Below are 23,082 nucleotides of genomic sequence, written 5' to 3' on the forward strand. Positions count from 1 at the left end.
ATAGCAAATGTGGTGTAAATCAATCTTCAGAATTTTGATTTTTTGCTTTAACGCTGTAGTGCTTCTTAAAATGATAAACTAAACCTCCTGATCTAAAAAGCATCCAAACCATAAAGCTTAACCATATTCCCAACACTCCCCACTCGAAGTAATTGGCTATCAACAAGGTGGGCACGAATCCAAAAATCAAGGCAATTACCAACAAGTTTCTTAAAACTTTGGTCTCTCCTAATCCTTTGTATACCCCATCGAATAAAAATGCCATAGAATTTATCGGTTGCATAATCGCTACCAACCAAAAAGCGCTATAAAAAACCACTAAAACATCTTCAGACTTGGTCAACAATCGGCCAATGGGCTCGCTAAGCGCAAGGTAAATTCCCATGAGAGAAACTCCTAAAATTAGCATAACACCAATTAGTCTTTTGACCAGATAGTTTAATTCTTTATAATCTCTCGCTCCAAATAATTTCCCAGAAATAGCAGATCCTGCGTGCGCATAACCATCTAATAAAAAGGAAGAAAACATCCAAACTTGAATCAAAATCGCATGTGCACCTACAAATTGATTATTTCCGTCGGAACCAAGTAATGTAGCGTATCTATATCCTAAGAAAAGAGCAATATTTAATGACAATGTCCTGATAAATAAGTCAAAACTCATCATCAAAGTTTTACTAAAATCTTCATGCAACGGGAACAGCTTCATCAACCTAAAAGGCGTTTTTAAATATAAAAAACGCATCGCCAACATAAACATGATAAACTGCGCTGTTACGCTCGCCCATGCAATTCCAACAACATCGAAATTGAAAACATAAACCAATATTATATCTAGAGCCGCATTGAAAATTCCGCCGAAAATACTGATTCTCATCGCCCAAGATGTATTCTGCAATCCACGGAAGACACCAAAAATAGTAAAGGTTAAAAGCGTTAAAGGAAATCCCCAAACCCTGACCTTAAAGTAATCTACTGCAATTTCGAGTAATAGATTTTTTGCGCCATATAAGCTAAGAATCCACTCTGCTAAAAAGAACGCACTAAAACTCATCACCAAGGAGACAATGAGGTTAAAGTAAAATAACTGCGATACCAAAGTTTTTAAACGCTCAACTTTACCTTGTCCGTAAGCATGCGATACCAAAGCTGAAATCGCATTGGATGTTTGTAAGAAAATCCAAATCAATGCCGACAAAAATGAGCCTACCAAACCGATTGCACCTAAGGCTTCATCTGGATTAGCTGTAAATCTTCCTGCTACAGCTGTATCAGTAAGCGAAATCAAAGGTTCTACAATCCCCGCAAAAATAGCTGGAATAGCCAGTCGATTTATTTCCTTAAAACTAATTTTTCCCGTCATCGCTTGGCAAAAATAAAGTTTATATCCATCATTCAATATCAAATTAGATTTTTGAAGAAAATAATTTTATGAATAAGGTGTTTATTTGTGGTTTTTATTTTTAACTTAATTACTTTATACATAAATTGCAGTATATTCTATACTTTTTAATGAGAAAATTTATACTTTTTGCATTATTACTCAACTTTGTTATTTCATGCTCGAGTGATGATCCAGATCCCGGACAAGAGGTAAATCCTAGTACAGGATCACCGGTTATATTGGATTTAAATCAGGTTCCTTACCCTACTCTTTCAACTTATAATTTTTTTAAGCAACCCATGAAAGGGCAAGTTCCTGTGGTAGGTGTGATTCCGTATGAACCTATCAATACTTTATTTACAGATTACGCCCATAAAAACAGATATATCTGGATGCCACAAGGTGTAAAAGCTGAATATGTGAGTGACAATCAACCACTCAATTTCCCTGATGGAACGGCAATAATTAAGAATTTCTATTACGATAATGTTGTCCCCAACAATAGTTCAAAAATCCTTGAGACTCGTCTGATGATTAAAAAGAACGGAGCATGGATGTTTATCAATTATGTATGGAACGAAGCTCAAACAGAAGCTTATTTAGATTTATCTGGAAGTGATGTTCCGATTGAATGGATTGAAAATGGAACTACTAAATCCGCCAATTATAGAATTCCAAGTGAATCGGAATGCTTTATTTGCCATAAAATCGAAGAAGAAAAAGTTTTAATAGGTCCCAAACCAAGAAACTTAAATAAAGTTTTCAATTATACTGACGGACCAATGAACCAGCTCGAAAAACTCATTAGACATGGCTATTTAAATGGCGACAATTTACCACAGAACATTGCTGCTATTCCAGATTGGACACACACTTCTAATCCTGTGGAAGTACGAATGAGAAGCTATTTAGACGCTAACTGCGCTCATTGTCATCAGGAAATGGCACATTGTAGCTATACGCCTATTCGTTTAGATTGGGATATGACCGCTAGTCCAGAAAACTTAGGATTGTGCGTTCCTGTTTCGGAGCCATTACCAGGAATGGACTACACTATCATGCCAGGGAACGCAAATCGTTCGGGAATGTATTACCGATTTACAAGCGACGATGTATCGACCAAAATGCCGCTAATCGGAACGAGTATAATCCATGAAGAAGCCGCTGAACTTATGAACGAATGGATAAACAGTCTTCCGGCTCAAAATTGCAATTAAACACAACTCAAAATGAAAAATTTTATTTACTTCTTTTTACTAATTCCCCTTTCGCTAGGTGCACAACAAAATTGCGAGTCTGCTATTGAAGTAGGCATGGGAACTCATCATGTTAGCGAAATGACAGGAGAACTACCTGGTTTATCCTGCATCTTTGGTGACAGCAATGCTAATTATGCGGCTTGGTATAAGGTTAACTTTCCGGAAACTCAAGCCATACACATAACAACGAGTTTAGATCAAAACGCTGGTGGAGATACAAGAATCCGTGTTTATAGAGGCTCTTGTGATAATTTAATTTGTCAAACTGGAGACGATGACTCGGGAAGTGTTTACCTTTCTTATGTTGATTTTGAGGCAGAAGCCAATCAAGATTATTTTATAGTTTTTGATGACAGATGGAATTCAAATGCTTTTGATTTTAAAATTGAAAACTCTACCGCTATTATAAATAGCCCAATCACATTTGTGTACGAAGATCGAGGACCTGGAAATCCTAAAGGTTGTGTAGTAGACATGAATGGAGATTATTTAGATGATATTGTGACGGTTGTTAATTCCAGTACCATTAAAATAGATTATCAAAACCCAGATGGAAGTTTCACGACGGAGAGTTTTAGTCTAGGTAATTTCTACACAAGCGATTGGAGCATAACCGCAGGAGATTTAAACGGGGATTTGAAAAATGACTTACTAATAGGAGGCTCTACAGGAGCTAGTATTTTACTATCTGAACCAGAAGGCAATAGCTTTACAGTACATTCATCTAATTCATATATTTTCTCTCAGCGCACCAATATGGTAGACATTGACAATGATGGTAATTTAGATGCTTTTATCTGTCATGATGTGGCACCGAATGTTTATGTAATGAATGATGGAAACGGTGGACTTACTTGGCTACAAGGTGGTTTAGGTGATTTCCCAAGTGGTGGAAACTATGGTTCAATCTGGGTTGATTATGACAACGACGGCGACATGGATTTATTTATTGCTAAATGTCGTGGTGGCTCTGATGCTAAATACAACGAATTGCACAGAAATAATGGCGATGGAACTTTCACAGATGTTTCTGAAGAAGCTAACATGTGGGATCCGATTCAAACTTGGTCTTCCGCTTGGGCTGATTACGATCATGATGGTGATTTTGATGCTTATATTGGCTCAAATTCATTCTCTGATGGTGGACATAAAATGATGATCAACAATGGCGATGGAACTTTCACCAATCAGGTTGAAGGAACCAACTTTGAAAACTTCAGTTATGGTGGGTTAGAAAATATAGCTTATGATTTCGATAATGATGGGCATACCGACATCATGGGCGACGCCAACAATGGTTTTATATATTTCAATAATGGGGACATGACTTTCTCTAGAATGGATTTAAACTTTCCAGGAGGCGCCGTTGGTGATTTAGACAACAATGGCTTCTTAGACATCTATAGAAACGGAAAAATATTATACAACCAAGGTAATGACAATAATTGGGTGAAAATCGTGACCATTGGTAGCGAAAGCAACACCAATGGAATCGGAGCGAGAATTGAATTAGTGAGCGAACTCGGAACTCAAATTCAAGAAGTAAAATCTGGGCAAGGTTTCTCTCATGGACACACACTAAACACGCATTTCGGACTTGGACAGGATACAATGATAGAACAAGTTGTAGTGAAATGGCCAAGCGGAATTGTTGATACCTATTATGATGTTCCGCTTAACCAAACTTTCTTTTCCATAGAAGGCGAAACGCTAAGCATTAATAATGTTGAAAACTTAGCAGAATTAGCTCTGTATCCAGTTCCAGCCAAAGATGTATTAAACATTAAAACGCCTGAAACTTTAAGCAAAACAGCTTATGTCTACAATCAAGCAGGGCAATTAATTCAAATGCCAATTCAAGATAATAGCATTTCGACTAAGAGTTTACCGAGTGGTATCTATTTCCTAAAATTAGTGGATAGCAAAGGATCTGTATACGCACAAAAGTTCATTGTTCAACATTAAAAACAATTACGAAACTCAAAACCCAGTACAGGATTAATAAAATTGATGATATATAAATTAAAAGATAAAAAGCGCTATTTAACTTGCAATATCATGAGATTCAAGCACTAATTAAGCCACTTTTATTAAGTTAAAAATTAGTGAATTCTATAAAAAACCAAAAAATTCACTTTCTACACTTTTATTATTTTGTATCTTTAACCTTTAAAATTTTAAACAATTAAAACATATAGTTTATGAAAGTTACTGTTGTAGGTGCAGGTGCCGTAGGAGCAAGTTGTGCAGAATATATTGCGATGAAAGATTTCGCAGCAGAAGTTTGTCTTTTGGATATTAAAGAAGGCTTTGCTGAAGGAAAAGCAATGGATTTAATGCAAACTGCGTCATTAAACGGATTTGATACCAAAATTGTTGGTTCTACTAATGATTATTCAAAAACAGCTAATTCAGATGTAGCGGTAATTACTTCGGGAATTCCAAGAAAACCAGGAATGACCAGAGAAGAGCTAATCGGAACCAATGCCAACATTGTTAAATCTGTTGTAGAGCAATTAGTAGCTCATTCGCCAAACGTAATCATCATTGTGGTAAGTAACCCAATGGATACTATGGCATATCTTGTACACAAAGCAACTGATATCCCTAAGAACAGAATCATTGGAATGGGAGGAGCTTTAGACAGTGCTCGTTTCAAATACAGATTAGCTGAAGCTTTAGAATGCCCTATCTCTGACGTAGACGGAATGGTAATCGGTGCACACAGCGACACAGGAATGGTTCCTTTAACAAGATTAGCATCTAGAAACGGAGTTCCAGTTTCTCAGTTCTTAGACCAAGAGAAATTAGATTACGTAGAGCAAGAAACTCGTGTAGGTGGAGCAACTTTAACTAAATTATTAGGAACTTCTGCATGGTATGCACCAGGAGCGGCTGTTTCTGCTTTAGTTCAAGCGATTGCCTGCGACCAAAAGAAAATGTTCCCTTGTTCATTATTCTTAGAAGGTGAGTACGGATTAAACGACATTTGCTTTGGTGTTCCAGCATTAATCGGTAAAAACGGTGTTGAGAAAATCGTTGAAATCGAATTATCTGAAGACGAAAAAGCTAAATTTAACGAAGCAGCTGAAAAAGTTCGCGAAGTAAACGGTGCATTGAGTCTATAAGATTCTCAAAAAAATTAAGAATCAAATGGTTGTTGAAGATATTCAGCGACCATTTTTTTTGCCCTATAAATTATGTTGGCTTTTGAAAAATCCGAACTTTCAACATAAAGCATACTCTTTAAATCAGTATTTTTTTTTCGGGGCGGCTTTACTGGCTTTTTGTTGCAATCTTTTGCTGCCCACTAGACGCTCTATCTCGCCAAAGGAGCTTCCTATGGTCGCTCTTTGGCTTCGTAGATTGTTGCTCGTGAGCAGCAAAAGGATTTCCACGTCAATCCAGGCCGCGCTCCGAACCAAGCATTATCCGCTCGACCAGCGATTAAACCACACTCCTATCTCACTATCCAAATTGGACAACTTTGGACTTTTTATTTTAAAATTTAATTGAGATTTTTGATAAAAGCATAGACAACTAATTTGGTTAAATTACCTCATAGTTATTAGATTCTAGAATTAAAAATCACCAATATTAACTATCTTCATTCTTGAAGGCTAGTCAAGACAACTAGATTCAATAATTTAATTCTAATTTCAGTATAAGAAAACTCAAATTTTTATGGCAGAAAAGCAACAACTCATCGAGGCAATCAAAAATCTAGATTTCAATCTATTGCATGAGCTTTTAGATGATAACAGATCATATATGAATGTCACGAAGAGTCTGTTTTTAGAAGCTTTAGAGAAAAACATTCTAAAACATCCTAAACTTACAGCCTATGAAGAAGTTATAGAAGGTAGTTGTGGTAATTGCTTCAAAGGATTTAATGGATATAAATTTAGAGCTAAAAACTGCCCGAGTTTGAGCTTACTCTTTTATGAAGAAAATGGAGAAGTCATTGATCTATTTCTATGTGATAATTTTATTACTTGCCAAGATCATGATGATGAATACATTATATCCTTTAGTTTCTTCGACGACCAAGAAGTTGATTTTCAACCAACTTTAGAACATATGATAAATGTTCAAAATGTTAACAAAGCCATGGAGGAGTTTTATTCTCTTGTGGATAAACACAATTTAAGCCTAAAAGACATTATTCTTTGGATTAGAAGACACATAGATTTGATTAGAAAACTCAAGCTAGATAACTTCTTTACAAGAAATAAATATCTTGCTTTTGCTGAGTTAAAAAGAACTTATTTCAAAATATCTAGCATCGAAGAAATTTATGAGAATAATGAGTTAGCCAAACAAGCTTTGGCTGATTTCGATAAGATCGACAAAAATGATGAGAAGTCGGTTGTCAAGTGGCTTCTACAAAACCAAGATTTCTCAACTTATTTTTTAGAAGAAACTGAAGGTTGGAAAAATACTGGTTTCAGAATTTTATCTTTGGAGATTGACCTGGTCATAGACTGTAGTGATTGTATGGATAATTTTTTATTGATAGATCTCCATAGAACTTTAGAATCGGGTTTAATGGAGAAATACCAACCTTCAGATGAATATTATGAAAAGCATAAAAGAGGAATTGAGTGTACACTCGAGGCCCATTTACGGCTACATAATAAATATTTAGACCTTTTTGAGTAAGGGAGATTAATAATATTTTCAAATCAAATTGACTTAAACGATCTTAAACGCCAAACTCCAAAACACACATCACACTATCATACAACTACTTAAATAGATAACTTCACCATAATTTGGCATAATGCAAATTGGACAACTTTGGACTTTTTATTTTAAAAATTAATTGAGATTTTTGGATAATCATCTTTGTTAAAGAAAATATAAATATTTAATTACACCAAAAAATTTTGATTTACCCCAATACAAATGGGGGCGGCAACCGAAAAGCCTTATGAGTAGGTCTAACTATAATAATTTATTTAAGAATGGAAAACAATGTACATACTACTGATTCAGCTCAAGAAACAAAGCCTAATATAGCGGCTGAAGTTAAAGAATTTTATAAAGAAGACTTTAAAAATATCTTTTTTACTTTTTTCAAAAATCCTATCAATGGAATTTACTCTATCCTGCAAAGACCATCTGAAAAATCATATAACCATTCCCTTATTTTATACGGATCTGTTTTTGTATTATATTTCATTGGTTTACAGTTGTTAGCAGGTGATAAGAAAGAGTTTTTGGAACTCAGCCATTTTCTTAAAATTAGTTTAATTCCAGTTATTTTAATGTTTGTAATATCATGTCTAAGCTTTGGTGTTAAATCCATCTCTGGCAACCCAACATTTAAAAATGAATTATTAACAGGTGGGCTATCTGGTATACCTTTAGGTATGATCATTCCAATCATGTTGATTTTTAAAATATTTGGTTCCGATGAATTGTTCGAAAAGTTAATGCGATCTCCTGAAAAATTAGGAATATTTATTTCATTATTCTTCTTCTATATAATTTTAATGTTGATAAATATTTTCCAACAATCTTTAAGATCAGCTAAAACTAATATGACATTAACATGGTATATACCTCCAGTTGCTATTTTATTAGCATTTTATATTACTTATAAACTAAGTGAAAGTCTATTGTTTTAGTTTAAAGATATCTCATTAATTGAATATTTAAAAAATTACTATTTAGAACAAACTATTATGAATAAAATAATTTTCATTTTCGCTATATCTTTTCTATTAATTTCGTGCTCAACTGGACCTGAAAAAGCCGCAAAAAACTTTAGTGAGAATTTAGCTAAAGGTAAAGTTGACGAAGCTAAAAAGTATGCAACTGAGTCTACTGGTAAACTATTAGATTTTACAAGTGGATTCGGCGGTTTAAAAGTTGATCCTGACTTTAAATTTAAATTTATAAAAGATTCCATCGTCGATAACCGAGCCTGGGTAACTTTCAAAGATGAATCTAAAGAATCAGCTAAAGAACAAGATATTGAATTGGTAAAAGTTGATGGAGAATGGCTTATTCATGTCGAGAGCAAAAAATAAAGCATTCTTAATATTATTTATTTTCCAACTTTTTGGATGCACCCAAGAAGTTGGAAATTCTTTTTCACAAAAAACTTCTTATAAATTCAAATTAAAAAATGGCACTATCGTGTGTAGGCTTGGTAATGGTTATTTTTCAAATTACTTTAGATTATACGCATCGAAAGAGCAACGTTACTCACACATAGGAATTATTTCTGTAGAGAATGACAGCCTTATGGTTTACCCTACAGAGGCTAGTGAATTAACTGGAGTTGGTTATGTTAAAAGAGAATCTCTTGACTCTTTCTTAAAAGGAATAACAGTTTACGGCTTCTATGAGTTTAATTACCCTCAAGAAGTTATATCCAACATTGTAGATAATGTAAAAGAGTACCACACCATCAAAGCCCCCTTTGATCTTTCATTTGATAGCTACGACGATAGTAAGCTTTATTGCACTGAATTAATAGCAAGAGCTATTAATAACACTGATAATACTACGAAAATAGAACCAACTTTAAAATTAAACGGTAAAAATTTATTTTCACTAGAGGACATATATTTAAATAAAAAAGTAGAGGTGATACACCTTTCCCTAAATTAGGGATAAAATATATTTCATGTCTTTCTATAAACACTAGTCGCTTTGGTCTTTGGTTAAACTATTGTACTTTTATCTACATTAATTGAACCCATGAAGTATTTCTACAAATGAACCTAACCATCACCATAATGACAGCTGTTATGCTGCTGAGTTTGATTTCACCTTTTGGGGTTTATTATGCTGTACAATTAGCTAAGAGAAAAAACTTCAAAGCTCATCGTAAAATTCAAAATATTATTTTCATCATTTGCGTGGTTGGTGTTTTGGCTTTAGAGGGCTTGATTCGTGCTGAAGGCGGATCGGGAAGCTTAGCCTCTGCAAGCAAATATTATCATACTTCATTTTTCAAGTTTACTTTAATCTCTCATATCATTGTCGCTGTCCTTAGTTATTTATTGTGGACCATACTGATTATCATTTCGAATATTAAGTTTCAAAAAAGCTTACCTGGAAAACTTTCTAAGTTTCATAAAACTGCAGGTTATATTGTTTTTGGTGGTCTTATCTATACGGCGATCACAGCTCTTATCGTTTACCTAATGACCTTGAATCTTATTTAATAAGTTTCATAGATTATTTATCCAACATAATAGCTCGTTCATAAATTTGCAAAATACCTTTCTAACATTTACCCGATTTTAATTAGACTTCATAATACTTGTATGATATAAGATGATGGCACTCAATTTGAATGTTTAACCTCAACACTTTACTGCACATAAGGCAGTATCTAATTAATTAAAAACCACATATGAAATATTCATTTTTAAAAGTAAAATCAATCGCTAGCTTGTTCGCAATAACGGGATTATTACTATTTAGTTCATGTTCTAATGAAGAAACAAAAACTACCAATAACGACGCAGTAGTTCAAGTTGAAGAAACTGAATCGAATGAGGATTTAATCATCGGTTCTTGGGTAGATAAATCTCCAGCAGCCTTACATTTTAGCATTCATGAAGATGGAACCGCAAGTTCAGACAACATGAAAACCTTATTATACAAAAGTTGGGCGCTTGAAGGAGATCAAATTTCTTTTGTTATCGAGAGTATAGGTAATAAAACTTCATCTATTGATACCTTAAATTACACGATTGAGAAACTGACAAACGACGAGTTAGTTCTTAGAGATGGCGATACTACGCATGAATACACAAAAGATTAAGTTAAATTAAAATTTAAACAAGCCGACACTATCTAGTAGTCGGCTTTTTTTATGTTTTGAATTAAGATATTACTTCTTAAATTTCCTTTTTATTTGGGATATTTCGATCGTTTAAACTTTCCCAACGTGATATACCTATTTATATAGATAGAATCCTATTCTATATTTTCTATTTACAACTAAAAATACTCAAGCTTTTAATTAAATATAAGGTTAGATTTTATGATTAGAAGACCTGATTTAAATCAATAATTCTCTTCCTTTATTCATTTAAATGTTAAAGTAAATTGTTAAAAACCTCTTAATTCACTCATTTATTTACACTTAGAGCTGATGAATTCTACAGTTCATTTTCTGAGTTAAAACATGCTTATTATAAGAAAAAAACTGATATATCTCAGACTATGCAAATAATTGATTTTAATCATTTTATAGGCAAAATTTTAGTCGCAACTTTACTATGAAATTAAAAACCAGATATTATGAATGTATTAAGTAAAGTAACACAGTTTAGTTCAATTTTATTGATCACTATGATTCTTTTTGCAGGTCAAGCATTTGCTCAAGAATTCAAATTAAACAACGCTGCATCTAAGCTAACAGTTTATGGAACTTCAAATTTACATGACTGGGATGTTAAAGCAGAAAAACAAAGTGGTAGCATCGTAGTCGATTTGTCTGGAACTGCACAAATCAAACAATTAAAATTGGTTGTTCCAGCAGAAAGCTTAAAAAGTGGTAAAAGCGGAATGGACAAAAACACTTATGACGCTTTAAACACTAAAAAGCACAAGAATATCACATTTGATATGAAGAGTGTTAAGTCAATTTCATCTATTGGAAATGGCAATTACAAAGTAAGCGTAGTTGGAAACCTAAGTATTGCAGGAACCACAAAGAGCACAACACTTAATTTCACTATGAATACTTCATCTTCTAAGATTGTATTGAAAGGAAAAACAAACTTTAAAATGACAACATTTGGTGTGAAGCCTCCTAAAGCATTGCTTGGTACAATTACAACGGGAGACGCTGTAACCATTGATTTCAACACAACATTTGTTAAATAAGTAGCGATTTTTAAGAATTTAAAACACACACAATAATGAGAATGAATTTGAAAAACTTAGCATTATCATTACTAGTCCTTGGAGGGTCAAGTATGTATGCGCAGCTGAACGACAGGAATATCGACAACTTTAGAGAGCCTGACAAAAGAGGAATCAATGTTTTTGAGGCTCCAAAAGATACAGCTACCACATTTGATGGATTAAAAGTTAGAATCGGTGGATCTTCTACCTTACAATTCCAAGCTTTAGATCACGAAAACTCTGGAGGCGCTGAATTAATAGAAATCGGATCTAACTTTAACTTAGCTACAGCTAACTTAGACCTAGACGTTCAATTATATGATGGAGTTAGAATGCACTTACGCACTTATCTATCTTCTCGTCACCACCCAGAGCCTTATGTGAAAGGTGGATATTTCCAGATTGATAAATTAAGTTTTATTGAAGAAGGTTTCTTAGATGAAATCATGGACTATACTACAATTAAAGTTGGTCACATGGAAAACAACTATGGTGATGCTCACTTTAGAAGAACCGACAACGCGCAAGCTATGCACAACCCATTCGTAGGTAACTTAATTATGGATGCGTTTACAACAGAAGTTGGTGCTGAGGTTTACTATAGAAGAAATGGTTTCATCGGTATGTTAGGGTTCACTAATGGTAAATTAAACCAATCGGTGGATAATCCAGATTCAGGAGGAGCTTCTTTCTTAGCTAAATTAGGTTATGACAAGCAATTCAATGATGATTTTAGATTCAGATTGACTGGTTCTCTTTATAACACCGGAAAAGTTGCTACTTCATACTTATACTCAGCGGATAGAGCAGGTTCTAGATATTATTTAGTAATGGAGCCAGAAGGATCTAAACCAGCTTCAGCTTTCAGATCTGGTAGATATGACCCTAAACTAAACAACAAGATTAGTGCGTTTATGATCAACCCATTTGTTAAATACAAAGGTTTAGAGTTCTTTGGAACTTATGAAAGAGCTAACGGAAAGGCTAGCTATGAAGAAGAAAAAAGAACTGCGAATCAGTATGCAGCAGAGATGGTCTACAGATTTGGAAACAACGAGAATTTCTTCTTAGGTGGTAGATATAACAAAGTAGACGCTGAAGACATCGGTGGAGACGATATCGAGATCGATAGAATGCAAATTGGCGCAGGATGGTTTATGACCAACAACATTATGGTAAAAGCTGAATATGTAAATCAGTCTTATGACGGATACGACGCAAGCAGCATCTTCCACGATGGTAAGTTTGATGGATTCATGGCAGAGGCAGTCATTAGCTTCTAATAAAGCTTAAATAAATAGTCCCAACAACCCTATTTACTAGCCTCAATAAAGGATAGAAATAGGGTTGTTTTATTAAAAACCTTATATTTAACATGTTATGAGAGCAATTACCTATTTAATCATATTTGTACTCAGTTCAACTTTTGCACAAATCGTACAGGGCCAGCATAACAAAACGATTGTTATCAGCCCCAAAAGTGAATTGAACATTATTGGAAGTTCTAATGTAAATGATTTTCAATGTTTATTTGGGTTTAACAATAAGCGCCAAACGCTGCCTGTAAGCTTTAAGGAGGCCACTAATGGGATTATTTTTAATAAAGCTACACTTAGCCTTAAAAACACTTCTTTTGATTGTGGTGGTAGAGCGATAAACCGAGATTTTCATTCTTTATTGAAAACTGATCAACATCCTCAAATCTATCTTACGCTTAAAAAACTAACCAAAAAGCCACAATCTAAAAATTTAGTTGAAGCCCTGGTTGAAATTCAAATAGCTGGCAAGTCTAAAAACTATGTTTTAAACGCCAAAGTGAATCAAAAGGACGAATTACACATCCTAGGAAATTTAAAGCTTAACATCAAGGATTTTGGCCTAGAAGCACCTAAAAAAATGATGGGATTGATTGTAGTCTCAGAACAAATAGAAATTAACTTTAACCTGATAGTAGAACAGAAAACTAGTCATATTACTAAGTTTTTAAAATAGCATAAGGTTTTTAATTTTAGATAAATGCTCTTTCAGTTTATAATTGGAAGAGCATTTTTTAATTAAACCTACTACATAATTATCGCAGGTGTAGCCTATGAATTAAAATACCTTATTTAATAAAGAAGTCTTCAAAGTAAATTATGCCCTTGTAACATTTTAATTAAATATTAAAACAAGCTTTACAAATTTTAAAATACAAAAAAAGGGATTCAATATCTTGAATCCCTTATAACTAATGAATTATTTATAAAACTTAACCTGATATCTACACATCGATTTTAGCATAGATAGCATTTTTCTCAATGAACTCTCTACGAGGCGGGACATCGTCTCCCATCAACATAGAGAATACACGATCTGCTTCAGAAGCAGAATTTATTGTAACCTGGCGTAGGGTTCTGTATTTCGGATTCATGGTAGTATCCCATAATTGCTCCGCATTCATCTCCCCCAAACCTTTGTATCGTTGAATCGCAACTCCTTTTCCAGAGCCATCGGTAGAAAGTTCAGCTTGAATTCTTTCACGCTCATTTTCACCCCATGCATATTCTGCTTTATTACCACGTTTTAATAAGTAAAGTGGTGGTGTTGCAATATAAATATGACCGTTTTCGATCAATTCTTTCATATAACGGAAGAAGAAAGTTAGAATCAGTGTCGAAATGTGAGCACCATCAATATCCGCGTCACACATGATCACGATTTTATGATATCTCAACTTAGTTGTGTTCAACTCTTTTGGATCCTCTTCAGTACCAACAGTTACACCTAAAGCGGTATAAATATTTTTAATCTCCTCGTTTTCGAAAACTCTGTGTTGCATTGCTTTCTCAACGTTTAGAATCTTACCTCTCAATGGTAAAATTGCCTGAAAATGACGGTCACGACCTTGTTTTGCCGTTCCACCTGCCGAATCACCCTCGACTAAGAAAATTTCTGATTCGTATGGATCCTTAGAAGAACAATCCGCTAATTTACCAGGTAAGCCACTTCCACTCATTGGATTTTTACGCTGAACCATCTCACGAGCCTTCTTAGCAGCCTGTCTTGCTTTTGCCGCAAGCATTACCTTGTCAACAATTACTTTGGCGTCGTTTGGATTCTCCTCCAGGAAGTTTTGTAGCATTTGACTTACAATTTTGTCAACTGCACCACTCACCTCAGAGTTTCCTAATTTGGTTTTGGTTTGTCCCTCGAATTGAGGTTCCATTACTTTAACAGAAATAATCGCGGTTAATCCCTCACGGAAGTCATCACCGGTGATTTCTACCTTATCTTTTTCTTTCGCCGACATATTTTCGTCAGCATATTTCTTAAGCGTTCTAGTCAGTGCTCTACGGAATCCCGTTAAGTGAGTACCACCTTCGTGTGTATTAATGTTATTTACATAAGAGTGTAAATTTTCATTAAACGAAGTGTTATATCGCATAGCAACCTCTACTGGAATATCTTCTATCTCTCCTTCCATGTAGATTACTTCGCTCATTAGAGGCTCTCTGTTGGCATCTATGAAAGTAACAAATTCTCGCAAACCTCCTTCTGAAAAGAAAGTTTCAGAAACGAATTCCCCATCTTCCTCCTTACGTCTTTCGTCGGTCAAAGAAATTGTAATCCCTTTGTTTAAGAAAGCTAGCTCTCTCATACGACTCGCCAAGGTATCAAAAGAATATTCTAAGGCATTAAAAATACTTGGATCTGGCGAGAAAGTAACTTTCGTACCTGTTCTCTTAGAAGTTCCAATCTCCTTAATAGGCGCTAATGCTTTACCTTGCGCAAATTCTTGTTGATAAATCTTGCCATTTCTCTCTACAGTAGCAATTAATTTAGTTGAAAGCGCGTTCACTACAGAAACCCCAACCCCGTGCAAACCACCGGAAACTTTGTATGAGTCTTTATCGAACTTACCACCTGCTCCAATCTTAGTCATTACAACCTCTAGGGCAGAAACACCTTCTTTTTTGTGCATTTCCACAGGAATACCACGACCGTTGTCACCAACTGTGATCGAGTTATCCTCGTGAATAATTACAGAAATAGTATCACAATAACCAGCTAAAGCTTCATCAATAGAGTTATCCACCACCTCATAAACCAAGTGATGCAATCCTCTAACGCCAACATCTCCAATATACATGGACGGTCTTAACCGTACATGCTCCATTCCTTCTAGCGACTGAATACTATCCGCCGTATATTGATTTTTTATATCATCCATAAATCAAAAACTTCATTATTTTGTAACTTAACAAAGGTACGAAAATCTTAGCGTTTTACCGCATTTTGAATAGCCTTAAAGCCGTTAGTTTTCAACAAATTGTTATATTCTAATCATTAAAAATTTAAATTGAACCTTATGAAATATTTTAAAATTTATCTGTTGTTTTGGCTCGTATTTCCCGTTTTGTCTAATTCACAAGTATTGAATATAGAAAAAGAAAGACTTGACCAGGATACGCTAAGTGATTTTAAAATTAAATTGGTAACAGATCTTGAATTATACAATCGAAGTGGAGGAGAAAATGACCGCAATAAAGGCATGGATTTCAGCTTTGATGTAAGCGCTATCTACGAACCTGGCAAACATGCATATATCTTTATTGCAGAACTGGATTATGAACGCTCTAATGGCATCGGACTGTTAGATTTTGGTTATGCACATGGACGTGTGAATTGGCTGGCTGAGAATAAATTGAGCTATGAAACTTTTGCGCAAATCTCTTATGATAATTCTCGTGGCTTGGACAGAAGAACCGTATTTGGTGCTAATTTGAGATATCAATTAGTAAATGATAAGCATTTTAGTGTTTACCTTGGTTCGGGTTTAATGCAAGAATCAGAGAATTGGCAACATCCGTATAATGATGAAATTATAAGTTCAAATATTTTAAAATCTACAAATTATTTGAATGCTCAATATAATATAAATGAAATGTTGAATCTCAATAATGTTGTTTATTACCAAGCCGGATTAGATGATAAACTTTGGCGTAATCGAATTCAGAATTGGTTGATTTTAAACACCAAAATAACAAAAACATTATCCCTGAAAAACTCTTTTGTTCTTGCTTATGAAGATAAACCAATTGTTCCTATCACTAAATTTATTTATACCCTTAAAACAGGATTTGCGATTAATTTATAGAGGGTTATCAAATTTTGAATGTTGAATTTTGAATGATTTTTTGGTTTTAAATGAGAACGGCAAGTGCAGAAATGTCATTGCGATGATTGGAGTGTAACGAAATGACGAAGCAATCTGACTGAGTGCGAAGCTATTGCCCTTCGGGTTACACAGATCGCCACGCAAATTTTCTGAAGTAAAATTGGCTCGCGATGAGGTTGGCTTCGCATTTCACAGATTACTGAAGAAACGTCATTGCGATGAATGGAGTGCAACGCAATGACGTTGGGTGTTTACAGTCTTTTAAAAGTTAAATTATACCATTTATTGGTACTGAAAAATCTTTCTGAACTGATAAAAGAATCTTTCTATTAAACGCAGGTTTTCGGTTACGATTTCTGCTGTTCCTCGCATTTCTTTGTTGAATTCTATTTCTTCATTATGAGAAGTTTTCAAGTCGTGTGGAAGGCTAATTTCTACAAAATAATTACCTTCTGCATTGGGTGATAATGAGATGTTTTTAACACTACCTTCTATCACGCCAAATTGCTGATAGGGATAACTATCTAATTTAATAATGACTTTTTGTTCTGGTTTTATCTTTCCGGAATTTTGAGCGGGAACCACCAGCCGACCTAATAAATCTTCCTTTTTTGGTAAAATCGTGAAAATAACTTCGCCAGGTTTAATGAATTGATTTTCTCCCCAGAAATTTTGAAAACTCACGGTTCCGTTAATCGATGAACGCAACAAATAGGTTTGATCCCATTGTGTCAAAGACTTTTTTAATTGATCATAAGCTTGTAATAAACTCTTGATTTGCTCTGTTTCCGTTTGTTGTTTGCTGATACTTGTGCCCGATAAGGTTCTATTTACCGTGCTTCTGCTTTCTTGTAATTGAGAAATAGATAAATCTATATTTTGCAGGTTTTGTTGTGCTTGTAGATAGTCCAATCTTTTGCTCTCATCTCGGTAGCGGAAATTACGCCTTGGTCATATAAGGACTGATTTCTGTCAAAATCTTTCTTTTAAAGCTTGACTTTGGCTACTTCTATGCTTTTTTGTTTTTGAATGGAATTAAGTCTTGCATTTATTTCGTTGATAGATTGCTTTCCTGCTAAGGTTTCTGGTGCAAAAGGCTGTAATCTTCTGTTTAAAGTATAATCTGTATAAGCTCTTTCAAAATTGATGTAATCACTTTCCACATCACCAAAAGAATGGGTTTCGAACAAACGAAACGGAAAACTGAAATTCAAATTCATTTTTGTCGATAGAGATTCCTCTTTTATCCAAATATTTGAATAAATATTTCATTTATATTTCTTAGAATTTATAATATTAACTATATTTCAAATAGACTTCGGAATTCATTCGGTAGTATCCACACCTGCCTCAAACATTTCTTTTGCCTTTTTGCGACGTTCAATTTCCATTTTTTTATAGGTTTCAATTTCTAAAATCTCATGGTCTTTAAATACATTAAAATCAATACATTTCTCTAATATTTCAATATTTTTGATTTTGTATTCCATACTATATCCGTCATTTAAAGTGAATTTATAATACAAAATCAATCCTGGCAATCCGCCAACCTTCCATGGTCCGGTACTGTAGTTTAAATCGGTTGTAAATAAAGCTTCAATTTCTCCATATTCAAGATTTCTTGTTGCTTTTCGAACTTCGTAGCCAAAATAAGATTTCTTTTCTCTTGCTATATTCCAGTCTTTGTTAGAAACGCTGTCCTCAACGACTTGATTCTTTTTCACCTCGTACTGAATTGTGTTTTTAGATAAATTTCTTAGATAGGTGGAGTTATCTGGACTGTCAAAAGAGTACCATTGTCCGTCAATGGTAATTATGCCTTCTTCTTGAACATGTGGAATACGTTTCCATAGTGATTGATTCCCGTGAATAAAAAGTTCAAAATCATACGTTCTATCATTGTACATACTTGCTGCAAGCTTAAAATTAGCATCTGTTGATAGATTCTCTGGAACAGGATTGAAATTACGCTGTTCATATACAACACGTAGGGTTTCTTGTGATAAAAGAACAAATGGAGATAAAATAATGGCAAGAATTAAAAAATATTTCTTCATTGGAAAACTTTGATTGTTTAACTAAAGTCGATGCTATTTAAAGGTAGTACGGCATAATTTTATTTAAGCTTTTAAAGATGTGTTCATTTTTTATTTGCACTTTCTAACTCTGAAAAAATCTTACGAAGCTTGGGTAATCCTGGATGCTGTGGGTGTAGTTTCTGGAAATTTTCCCAAATAAATTTAGTATAATCGTAATCATACTTTTTGTCGTCATGGTACGAAATCATTTGCTCATATGCGATCATTGGTTGCAAATAAATTGGCACAAAATTAAATACATTGTCTCTTTCTGGCCATAGCCCAACATCATACCTTCCACCTTCCATTATATTATTAGAAATTAGCAATGCTTTGCGTCTAATTTGAATCAACCTGATGGATCCTGGAACATTATTGTACTTCTTATCAAATGGATCGTAAGTTTGAAATAAGTACTTTAGAAATTGAGATTGATTTTTATTAGCTTTCTTTATTTCTATATTCCACAGCATTGAACTTACCCAACTAATTTCCAGTATTTTGACAAGTTCCCGGTGATAAACCGAATCTATTTTTTTTGCCTTTAAAAGTTGGTTAAGAGGTTTTCTTATTTGTTTATCCAATTCATATTCAAAAAAATAAATCATTTTATCAGAAGATGTATATTGCAAAAGAGTTTTACCTAAATCAAAAGGTTTCTGAAAATAATATTCGTTAGATAAATAGCGAATACCATGTTTATTCGAAATTGATCCTTTCACATCCAAATCCTCTTCTCCTTCAATCTTTAAAGCAATGTTAGGTTCAAGAATAAAGGCTAAAACTTTAGGCCCAAAATTTAATGAGAATATTAAACTTGAATCCAATTTAAATTTCACATTAGCCTTTCCATTCTCGAATTTTAAATCTATCTTTTTATAAAATGGAATTGAGTCATTATAGTAAGAGATGTATTCACAACGAAGAGATTTACCATATTTGTTTTCATCCCTATTGAAAAAATAAACGGCACTCTCGCTTATTTGTGAGAAACCAAAATTGCTCAATAAAAACAATAATAAAATATATTTCATTATCTCTTGTAATTTTTATGTATAACTATAAATCTAAAAAAATAGTATAGCTGAGGACTTTAAATCATAAGCCTCTTTACTAACAATCACTTTAAAAATTTAATTACTGCTTTTACAAAACTCCTTCGGTCGTGTATGAGAACAAGCTTCACAACATCCATCATTACAATCTTGTGGAGAATCAGCACTAATAGTTACCCCACATCCACAATGGCAATTGCTTCCGCTTCCATAGATAGAAGACATTTGATTTCTTGATAAAGTTTTAAATTTTTTCATAAATATAAATTTTTATTTGTTAATAATACCGAAATCTGAAAACAAAATTTCTAATAACCAAATAAATGTAAATATATATTACGTCATTTTAGACTTAAAATAAACTTACGTAATGTAAACTTAAAAGATTGAAATTTGTTTCTATGGAAATGATTCCAGAAAATACCATTGAACTCCTTAAACAAAAAACTCCTGTACAGGTGGGCAATAGACTAAAGTCCTTGCGTAAATCTAAAGGAATTAGTCAAACTTTTATTGCGCATAAAACAGGAAAAGACAGACAATATATTTATAAAATAGAAACGGGGAAGGTGAATCCGACTATTTCCACCATTGCGCTTATTACCCTTGCACTCAATGTTAGCTTAGAAGATATTTTCAAATCTTTGTGATTTTGTTTTAAACAAAACATAAGATTTAGCTTTCTAACTTTTCTCTCTTTCAGAATTATTTGAAGGTATTGAATTATAATTTTATATAGAAATTTCATTTTTGTTCAATGAACAGTCTGCGAACATCATCCACCAGAATACAGGAGATAATGCACAAGCCAAAAATTAAACCATCTATAATGCAGATAAGGAGCATATACATACTGTCCATTCATATATAGGGTTGATACGATATTCACTTTTCATTCTTCACTTTACAAAACTCCTCTTGCTTTGACTTCTAAATATTTATTAATCACAGAAATACTCAAGTTTTCAGGCAACGTATAAACCGATTGAATGCCATATTTCTGTAATTCCTGACGAATTAATTTTTTCTCATACTCAAACTTCTCGGCGATGATTTGATCATAAACATCTTGCATAGATTCACGATTTCCACCACGACTGATTTTCATGATTTCGGGATTCTTGAAGAAAACAACTATTAGCAAATGATTACGAGCGATTCCTCTCAGATATTTTAATTGTCTTTGTAAGGCATCTAAGGTTTCAAAATTACTAAACAAAATCATTAAACTTCTTCGGTTGACTTTGTATTTTAAATCGGTATATAAACGAGAAAAATCAGATTCATCAAAGTTTGTATCTATGTTGTATAAGGTTTCAGCGACTTTTTTTAACTGCCCTGGCTTGCCATCAGCAGCTAATACATTTTCTACTTTTCTAGAAAAAGTCATAACTCCTGCGTGGTCTTTTTTCTTAAGAACAATATGCGACAAAGCCATGCTGGCATTGATAGCATAATCCAGTAAGGAAAGTTCATCGAAAGGCATTTTCATGGTTCTTCCTTTGTCTATGAGCATATAAATCCTTTGCGAGCGCTCTTCTTGATATTGATTTACCATCAACTGACCACGTTTACCTGTAGCTTTCCAGTTAATATTTCTAATATCGTCACCAATCACATAATCCTTGATTTGCTCAAATTCCATGGTGTGCCCAATGCGACGAATTTTCTTGATTCCACCCATCAAAAACTCATTTTGAAGTGCCATTATTTCATATTTTGGTAAGTGAATAAAAGACGGATAAGATGGAATCATTTTATCTTTATTGAAGATAAATCTACGCCTAACAAAACCAATAGGAGAAGTCGCAAATACGTTTAAACTTCCAAAAGTGTATTCGCCTCTATTTTTAGGGTTTAATGCATATTCAAAGTATTCATTTTCGCCTTTGGACAACTTTCTTATAATTTCAAAATCTCTTAATTGAAATTGAAATGGAACCTCATCTATCACCGAAACTTCTATCCCGAAATCATAGTTGTTTTTAATATCTATTTTAACTTGGTTTTCGTCTCCATTTGATAGTTTTTCAGGCAAAATACGCTGACTAACAATACCTTCTTTGGCTCTAAAAAGCAATAGAACATCAACCATAAAAACAAGGGCAACTAAGACCAAAAGGCTATGCGCCACCCAAATAAGAAAAGGGAAGAAAAATGCTAAAATATAAAATAGGCATATTACGCCCAAGGCGAAAAACAGGCGATTTCCTAGATATATTTGTTTAAAAATTTTTTTCATTCTCCCGATTTTGGATGATGCTAATTTCTACCTTGGAATCTCAATCGATTCAAGAATTTGTTTTATGATTTCTTCTGCAGTTAATCCTTCCATTTCTCTTTCTGGTGAAACCATAATTCTATGTCTAAGAACAGCTGTTGCAGCAGTCTTGATATCTTCTGGAGTCACAAAATCCCTCCCCGAAATTGCTGCAAAACCCTTAGAAGCAATCAATAAAGCTAAAGAAGCTCTAGGAGAGGCTCCTAAGTACAAAAACTGATTTTCTCTTGTATTCACAACTATATGCGCAATGTATTGCAGCAGATTATCCTCTACCACAATGTCCTTAATCAAACCTTGATAATGTTTTAAGTCATTAGCGGTCAATACAGGTTTAATGACATCTGTCTTATCATCTGTTCTAGAGATATGTTGTTTTTTAATGATTTCAATTTCTTCCTCAGGTGTTGGATAATCGACATTAATTTTAAACAGAAATCGGTCTAATTGTGCCTCTGGCAAACGATAGGTTCCCTCCTGCTCTATTGGGTTTTGTGTTGCCACGACCAAGAAAGGCTCTTCCATTTCATAAACTTCGTTATCCATAGAAATTTGGCGCTCTTCCATCACTTCAAACAAAGCTGCTTGGGTTTTGGCTGGCGAACGGTTGATCTCGTCGATTAAAATAAAATTAGAGAAAATAGGTCCTTTTTTAAACTCAAAATCTGTAGTTTTCATGTTAAAGACAGAAGTTCCTAGAATATCGCTCGGCATTAAGTCTGGCGTAAACTGAATCCTGCTAAAATCTACATCGACCGTTTTCGCTAAAATCTTGGCTGTAATTGTTTTGGCAACCCCTGGAACACCTTCTATTAGCACATGTCCATTGGAAAGCAATGCTACCAATAAATGATCTAGCATTTCCTCTTGACCAACGATTACTTTCTTAATTTCAGCTTTTATCTTCTCTATATTTTCTCTCAATTGACTTAAGTCTAATCGAGATTGAAATTCGGGTTGAAATTGATCTTCCATAAGGTTGATTTA

The 23,082-nt window shown here is 33.9% G+C and carries 22 protein-coding genes; 14 read left to right on the top strand and 8 right to left on the bottom strand.

The window, feature by feature from the left end; genetic code table 11:
* Positions 1-19 precede the first annotated feature (19 nt).
* Complete coding sequence (locus NLM59_RS00790; RefSeq protein WP_304415832.1) at positions 20-1,363, bottom strand: MATE family efflux transporter; 1,344 nt, start codon at positions 1,361-1,363, stop codon at positions 20-22.
* Between the two features lie 149 nt (positions 1,364-1,512).
* On the opposite strand from NLM59_RS00790, the gene NLM59_RS00795 reads away from it, so the two are divergent.
* The 12 genes from NLM59_RS00795 to NLM59_RS00850 all read left to right on the top strand — a co-directional run bounded on the left by NLM59_RS00795 (position 1,513) and on the right by NLM59_RS00850 (position 13,515).
* The gene (locus NLM59_RS00795; protein WP_304415833.1) at positions 1,513-2,601 is read left to right on the top strand and encodes a hypothetical protein; all 1,089 of its coding nucleotides are present in this window, start codon (positions 1,513-1,515) and stop codon (positions 2,599-2,601) included.
* A 12-nt stretch (positions 2,602-2,613) separates the two neighbouring features.
* Positions 2,614-4,608: an FG-GAP-like repeat-containing protein gene (locus NLM59_RS00800; protein ID WP_304415834.1), complete on the top strand. Its 1,995-nt coding sequence runs from the start codon at positions 2,614-2,616 to the stop codon at positions 4,606-4,608.
* Positions 4,609-4,844: 236 nt separating this feature from the next.
* Entirely contained in the window at positions 4,845-5,771 is a 927-nt protein-coding gene (gene mdh / locus NLM59_RS00805; protein WP_304415835.1) for a malate dehydrogenase, read from the top strand.
* Between the two features lie 556 nt (positions 5,772-6,327).
* Entirely contained in the window at positions 6,328-7,305 is a 978-nt protein-coding gene (locus NLM59_RS00810) for a hypothetical protein (protein WP_304415836.1), read from the top strand.
* Positions 7,306-7,610: 305 nt separating this feature from the next.
* Positions 7,611-8,276: a hypothetical protein gene (locus NLM59_RS00815; RefSeq protein WP_304415837.1), complete on the top strand. Its 666-nt coding sequence runs from the start codon at positions 7,611-7,613 to the stop codon at positions 8,274-8,276.
* A gap of 57 nt (positions 8,277-8,333) precedes the next feature.
* Complete coding sequence (locus NLM59_RS00820; protein WP_304415838.1) at positions 8,334-8,681, top strand: nuclear transport factor 2 family protein; 348 nt, start codon at positions 8,334-8,336, stop codon at positions 8,679-8,681.
* Positions 8,662-9,267, top strand: coding sequence for a C40 family peptidase (locus NLM59_RS00825; RefSeq protein WP_304415839.1), 606 nt, complete (start codon positions 8,662-8,664; stop codon positions 9,265-9,267). Before NLM59_RS00820 ends, NLM59_RS00825 begins: the two co-directional genes overlap by 20 nt.
* 128 nt (positions 9,268-9,395) lie before the next feature.
* Positions 9,396-9,827 (top strand): DUF420 domain-containing protein, encoded by a 432-nt coding sequence (locus NLM59_RS00830; protein ID WP_304415840.1) that lies wholly within the window; start codon positions 9,396-9,398, stop codon positions 9,825-9,827.
* A gap of 191 nt (positions 9,828-10,018) precedes the next feature.
* Positions 10,019-10,432, top strand: a complete 414-nt coding sequence (locus NLM59_RS00835) for a lipocalin family protein (protein WP_304415841.1) — start codon at positions 10,019-10,021, stop codon at positions 10,430-10,432.
* A gap of 482 nt (positions 10,433-10,914) precedes the next feature.
* Positions 10,915-11,502, top strand: a complete 588-nt coding sequence (locus NLM59_RS00840) for a YceI family protein (protein WP_304415842.1) — start codon at positions 10,915-10,917, stop codon at positions 11,500-11,502.
* A 35-nt stretch (positions 11,503-11,537) separates the two neighbouring features.
* Entirely contained in the window at positions 11,538-12,806 is a 1,269-nt protein-coding gene (locus NLM59_RS00845; RefSeq protein WP_304415843.1) for a hypothetical protein, read from the top strand.
* Between the two features lie 97 nt (positions 12,807-12,903).
* Entirely contained in the window at positions 12,904-13,515 is a 612-nt protein-coding gene (locus NLM59_RS00850; protein ID WP_304415844.1) for a YceI family protein, read from the top strand.
* A gap of 268 nt (positions 13,516-13,783) precedes the next feature.
* On the opposite strand, the gene gyrB is transcribed toward NLM59_RS00850, so the two are convergent.
* Positions 13,784-15,733, bottom strand: a complete 1,950-nt coding sequence (gene gyrB, locus NLM59_RS00855; protein WP_304415845.1) for a DNA topoisomerase (ATP-hydrolyzing) subunit B — start codon at positions 15,731-15,733, stop codon at positions 13,784-13,786.
* Between the two features lie 138 nt (positions 15,734-15,871).
* Between gyrB and NLM59_RS00860 the strand changes: the two genes are divergently transcribed.
* Positions 15,872-16,660 carry a DUF481 domain-containing protein gene (locus NLM59_RS00860; RefSeq protein ID WP_304415846.1) on the top strand — a complete coding sequence of 263 codons (789 nt, stop codon included), beginning with the start codon at positions 15,872-15,874 and terminating at the stop codon, positions 16,658-16,660.
* Between the two features lie 303 nt (positions 16,661-16,963).
* On the opposite strand, the gene NLM59_RS00865 is transcribed toward NLM59_RS00860, so the two are convergent.
* The 4 genes from NLM59_RS00865 to NLM59_RS00880 form a co-directional block, all read right to left on the bottom strand.
* Positions 16,964-17,593, bottom strand: a complete 630-nt coding sequence (locus NLM59_RS00865) for an HlyD family efflux transporter periplasmic adaptor subunit (protein WP_304415847.1) — start codon at positions 17,591-17,593, stop codon at positions 16,964-16,966.
* Positions 17,594-17,667: 74 nt separating this feature from the next.
* Positions 17,668-17,901, bottom strand: coding sequence for a hypothetical protein (locus NLM59_RS00870; RefSeq protein WP_304415848.1), 234 nt, complete (start codon positions 17,899-17,901; stop codon positions 17,668-17,670).
* Between the two features lie 105 nt (positions 17,902-18,006).
* Positions 18,007-18,738, bottom strand: coding sequence for a GLPGLI family protein (locus tag NLM59_RS00875; RefSeq protein WP_304415849.1), 732 nt, complete (start codon positions 18,736-18,738; stop codon positions 18,007-18,009).
* An 83-nt stretch (positions 18,739-18,821) separates the two neighbouring features.
* Positions 18,822-19,793 carry a hypothetical protein gene (locus NLM59_RS00880; RefSeq protein ID WP_304415850.1) on the bottom strand — a complete coding sequence of 324 codons (972 nt, stop codon included), beginning with the start codon at positions 19,791-19,793 and terminating at the stop codon, positions 18,822-18,824.
* A 422-nt stretch (positions 19,794-20,215) separates the two neighbouring features.
* On the opposite strand from NLM59_RS00880, the gene NLM59_RS00885 reads away from it, so the two are divergent.
* Positions 20,216-20,464, top strand: a complete 249-nt coding sequence (locus NLM59_RS00885) for a helix-turn-helix domain-containing protein (protein WP_304415851.1) — start codon at positions 20,216-20,218, stop codon at positions 20,462-20,464.
* Between the two features lie 254 nt (positions 20,465-20,718).
* Here the strand turns inward: NLM59_RS00885 and NLM59_RS00890 are convergent, their stop codons facing one another.
* A complete protein-coding gene (locus NLM59_RS00890; RefSeq protein ID WP_304415852.1) occupies positions 20,719-22,056 on the bottom strand; it encodes a DUF58 domain-containing protein in 1,338 nt (445 codons plus the stop codon).
* Between the two features lie 27 nt (positions 22,057-22,083).
* On the bottom strand, positions 22,084-23,070 hold the full coding sequence (locus NLM59_RS00895; RefSeq protein ID WP_304415853.1) for an AAA family ATPase: 987 nt from the start codon (positions 23,068-23,070) through the stop codon (positions 22,084-22,086).
* Between the last annotated feature and the right edge of the window lie 12 nt (positions 23,071-23,082).

The sequence above is a fragment of the Profundicola chukchiensis genome, assembly GCF_029664245.1.
Lineage (GTDB): Bacteria > Bacteroidota > Bacteroidia > Flavobacteriales > Weeksellaceae > Profundicola > Profundicola chukchiensis.

What these genes read in the sequence shown, in the direction of transcription:
- NLM59_RS00885 (WP_304415851.1), top strand. Translation starts at nt 20,216, where the DNA reads ATGGAAATGATTCCAGAAAATACCATTGAACTCCTTAAACAAAAAACT.
- NLM59_RS00850 (WP_304415844.1), top strand. Translation starts at nt 12,904, where the DNA reads ATGAGAGCAATTACCTATTTAATCATATTTGTACTCAGTTCAACTTTT.
- mdh (WP_304415835.1), top strand. Translation starts at nt 4,845, where the DNA reads ATGAAAGTTACTGTTGTAGGTGCAGGTGCCGTAGGAGCAAGTTGTGCA.
- NLM59_RS00890 (WP_304415852.1), bottom strand. Translation starts at nt 22,056, where the DNA reads ATGAAAAAAATTTTTAAACAAATATATCTAGGAAATCGCCTGTTTTTC.
- NLM59_RS00800 (WP_304415834.1), top strand. Translation starts at nt 2,614, where the DNA reads ATGAAAAATTTTATTTACTTCTTTTTACTAATTCCCCTTTCGCTAGGT.
- NLM59_RS00860 (WP_304415846.1), top strand. Translation starts at nt 15,872, where the DNA reads ATGAAATATTTTAAAATTTATCTGTTGTTTTGGCTCGTATTTCCCGTT.
- NLM59_RS00825 (WP_304415839.1), top strand. Translation starts at nt 8,662, where the DNA reads ATGTCGAGAGCAAAAAATAAAGCATTCTTAATATTATTTATTTTCCAA.
- NLM59_RS00820 (WP_304415838.1), top strand. Translation starts at nt 8,334, where the DNA reads ATGAATAAAATAATTTTCATTTTCGCTATATCTTTTCTATTAATTTCG.
- NLM59_RS00875 (WP_304415849.1), bottom strand. Translation starts at nt 18,738, where the DNA reads ATGAAGAAATATTTTTTAATTCTTGCCATTATTTTATCTCCATTTGTT.
- NLM59_RS00795 (WP_304415833.1), top strand. Translation starts at nt 1,513, where the DNA reads ATGAGAAAATTTATACTTTTTGCATTATTACTCAACTTTGTTATTTCA.
- gyrB (WP_304415845.1), bottom strand. Translation starts at nt 15,733, where the DNA reads ATGGATGATATAAAAAATCAATATACGGCGGATAGTATTCAGTCGCTA.
- NLM59_RS00830 (WP_304415840.1), top strand. Translation starts at nt 9,396, where the DNA reads ATGACAGCTGTTATGCTGCTGAGTTTGATTTCACCTTTTGGGGTTTAT.
- NLM59_RS00815 (WP_304415837.1), top strand. Translation starts at nt 7,611, where the DNA reads ATGGAAAACAATGTACATACTACTGATTCAGCTCAAGAAACAAAGCCT.
- NLM59_RS00870 (WP_304415848.1), bottom strand. Translation starts at nt 17,901, where the DNA reads ATGAATTTGAATTTCAGTTTTCCGTTTCGTTTGTTCGAAACCCATTCT.
- NLM59_RS00810 (WP_304415836.1), top strand. Translation starts at nt 6,328, where the DNA reads ATGGCAGAAAAGCAACAACTCATCGAGGCAATCAAAAATCTAGATTTC.
- NLM59_RS00895 (WP_304415853.1), bottom strand. Translation starts at nt 23,070, where the DNA reads ATGGAAGATCAATTTCAACCCGAATTTCAATCTCGATTAGACTTAAGT.
- NLM59_RS00880 (WP_304415850.1), bottom strand. Translation starts at nt 19,793, where the DNA reads ATGAAATATATTTTATTATTGTTTTTATTGAGCAATTTTGGTTTCTCA.
- NLM59_RS00845 (WP_304415843.1), top strand. Translation starts at nt 11,538, where the DNA reads ATGAGAATGAATTTGAAAAACTTAGCATTATCATTACTAGTCCTTGGA.
- NLM59_RS00840 (WP_304415842.1), top strand. Translation starts at nt 10,915, where the DNA reads ATGAATGTATTAAGTAAAGTAACACAGTTTAGTTCAATTTTATTGATC.
- NLM59_RS00835 (WP_304415841.1), top strand. Translation starts at nt 10,019, where the DNA reads ATGAAATATTCATTTTTAAAAGTAAAATCAATCGCTAGCTTGTTCGCA.
- NLM59_RS00790 (WP_304415832.1), bottom strand. Translation starts at nt 1,363, where the DNA reads ATGACGGGAAAAATTAGTTTTAAGGAAATAAATCGACTGGCTATTCCA.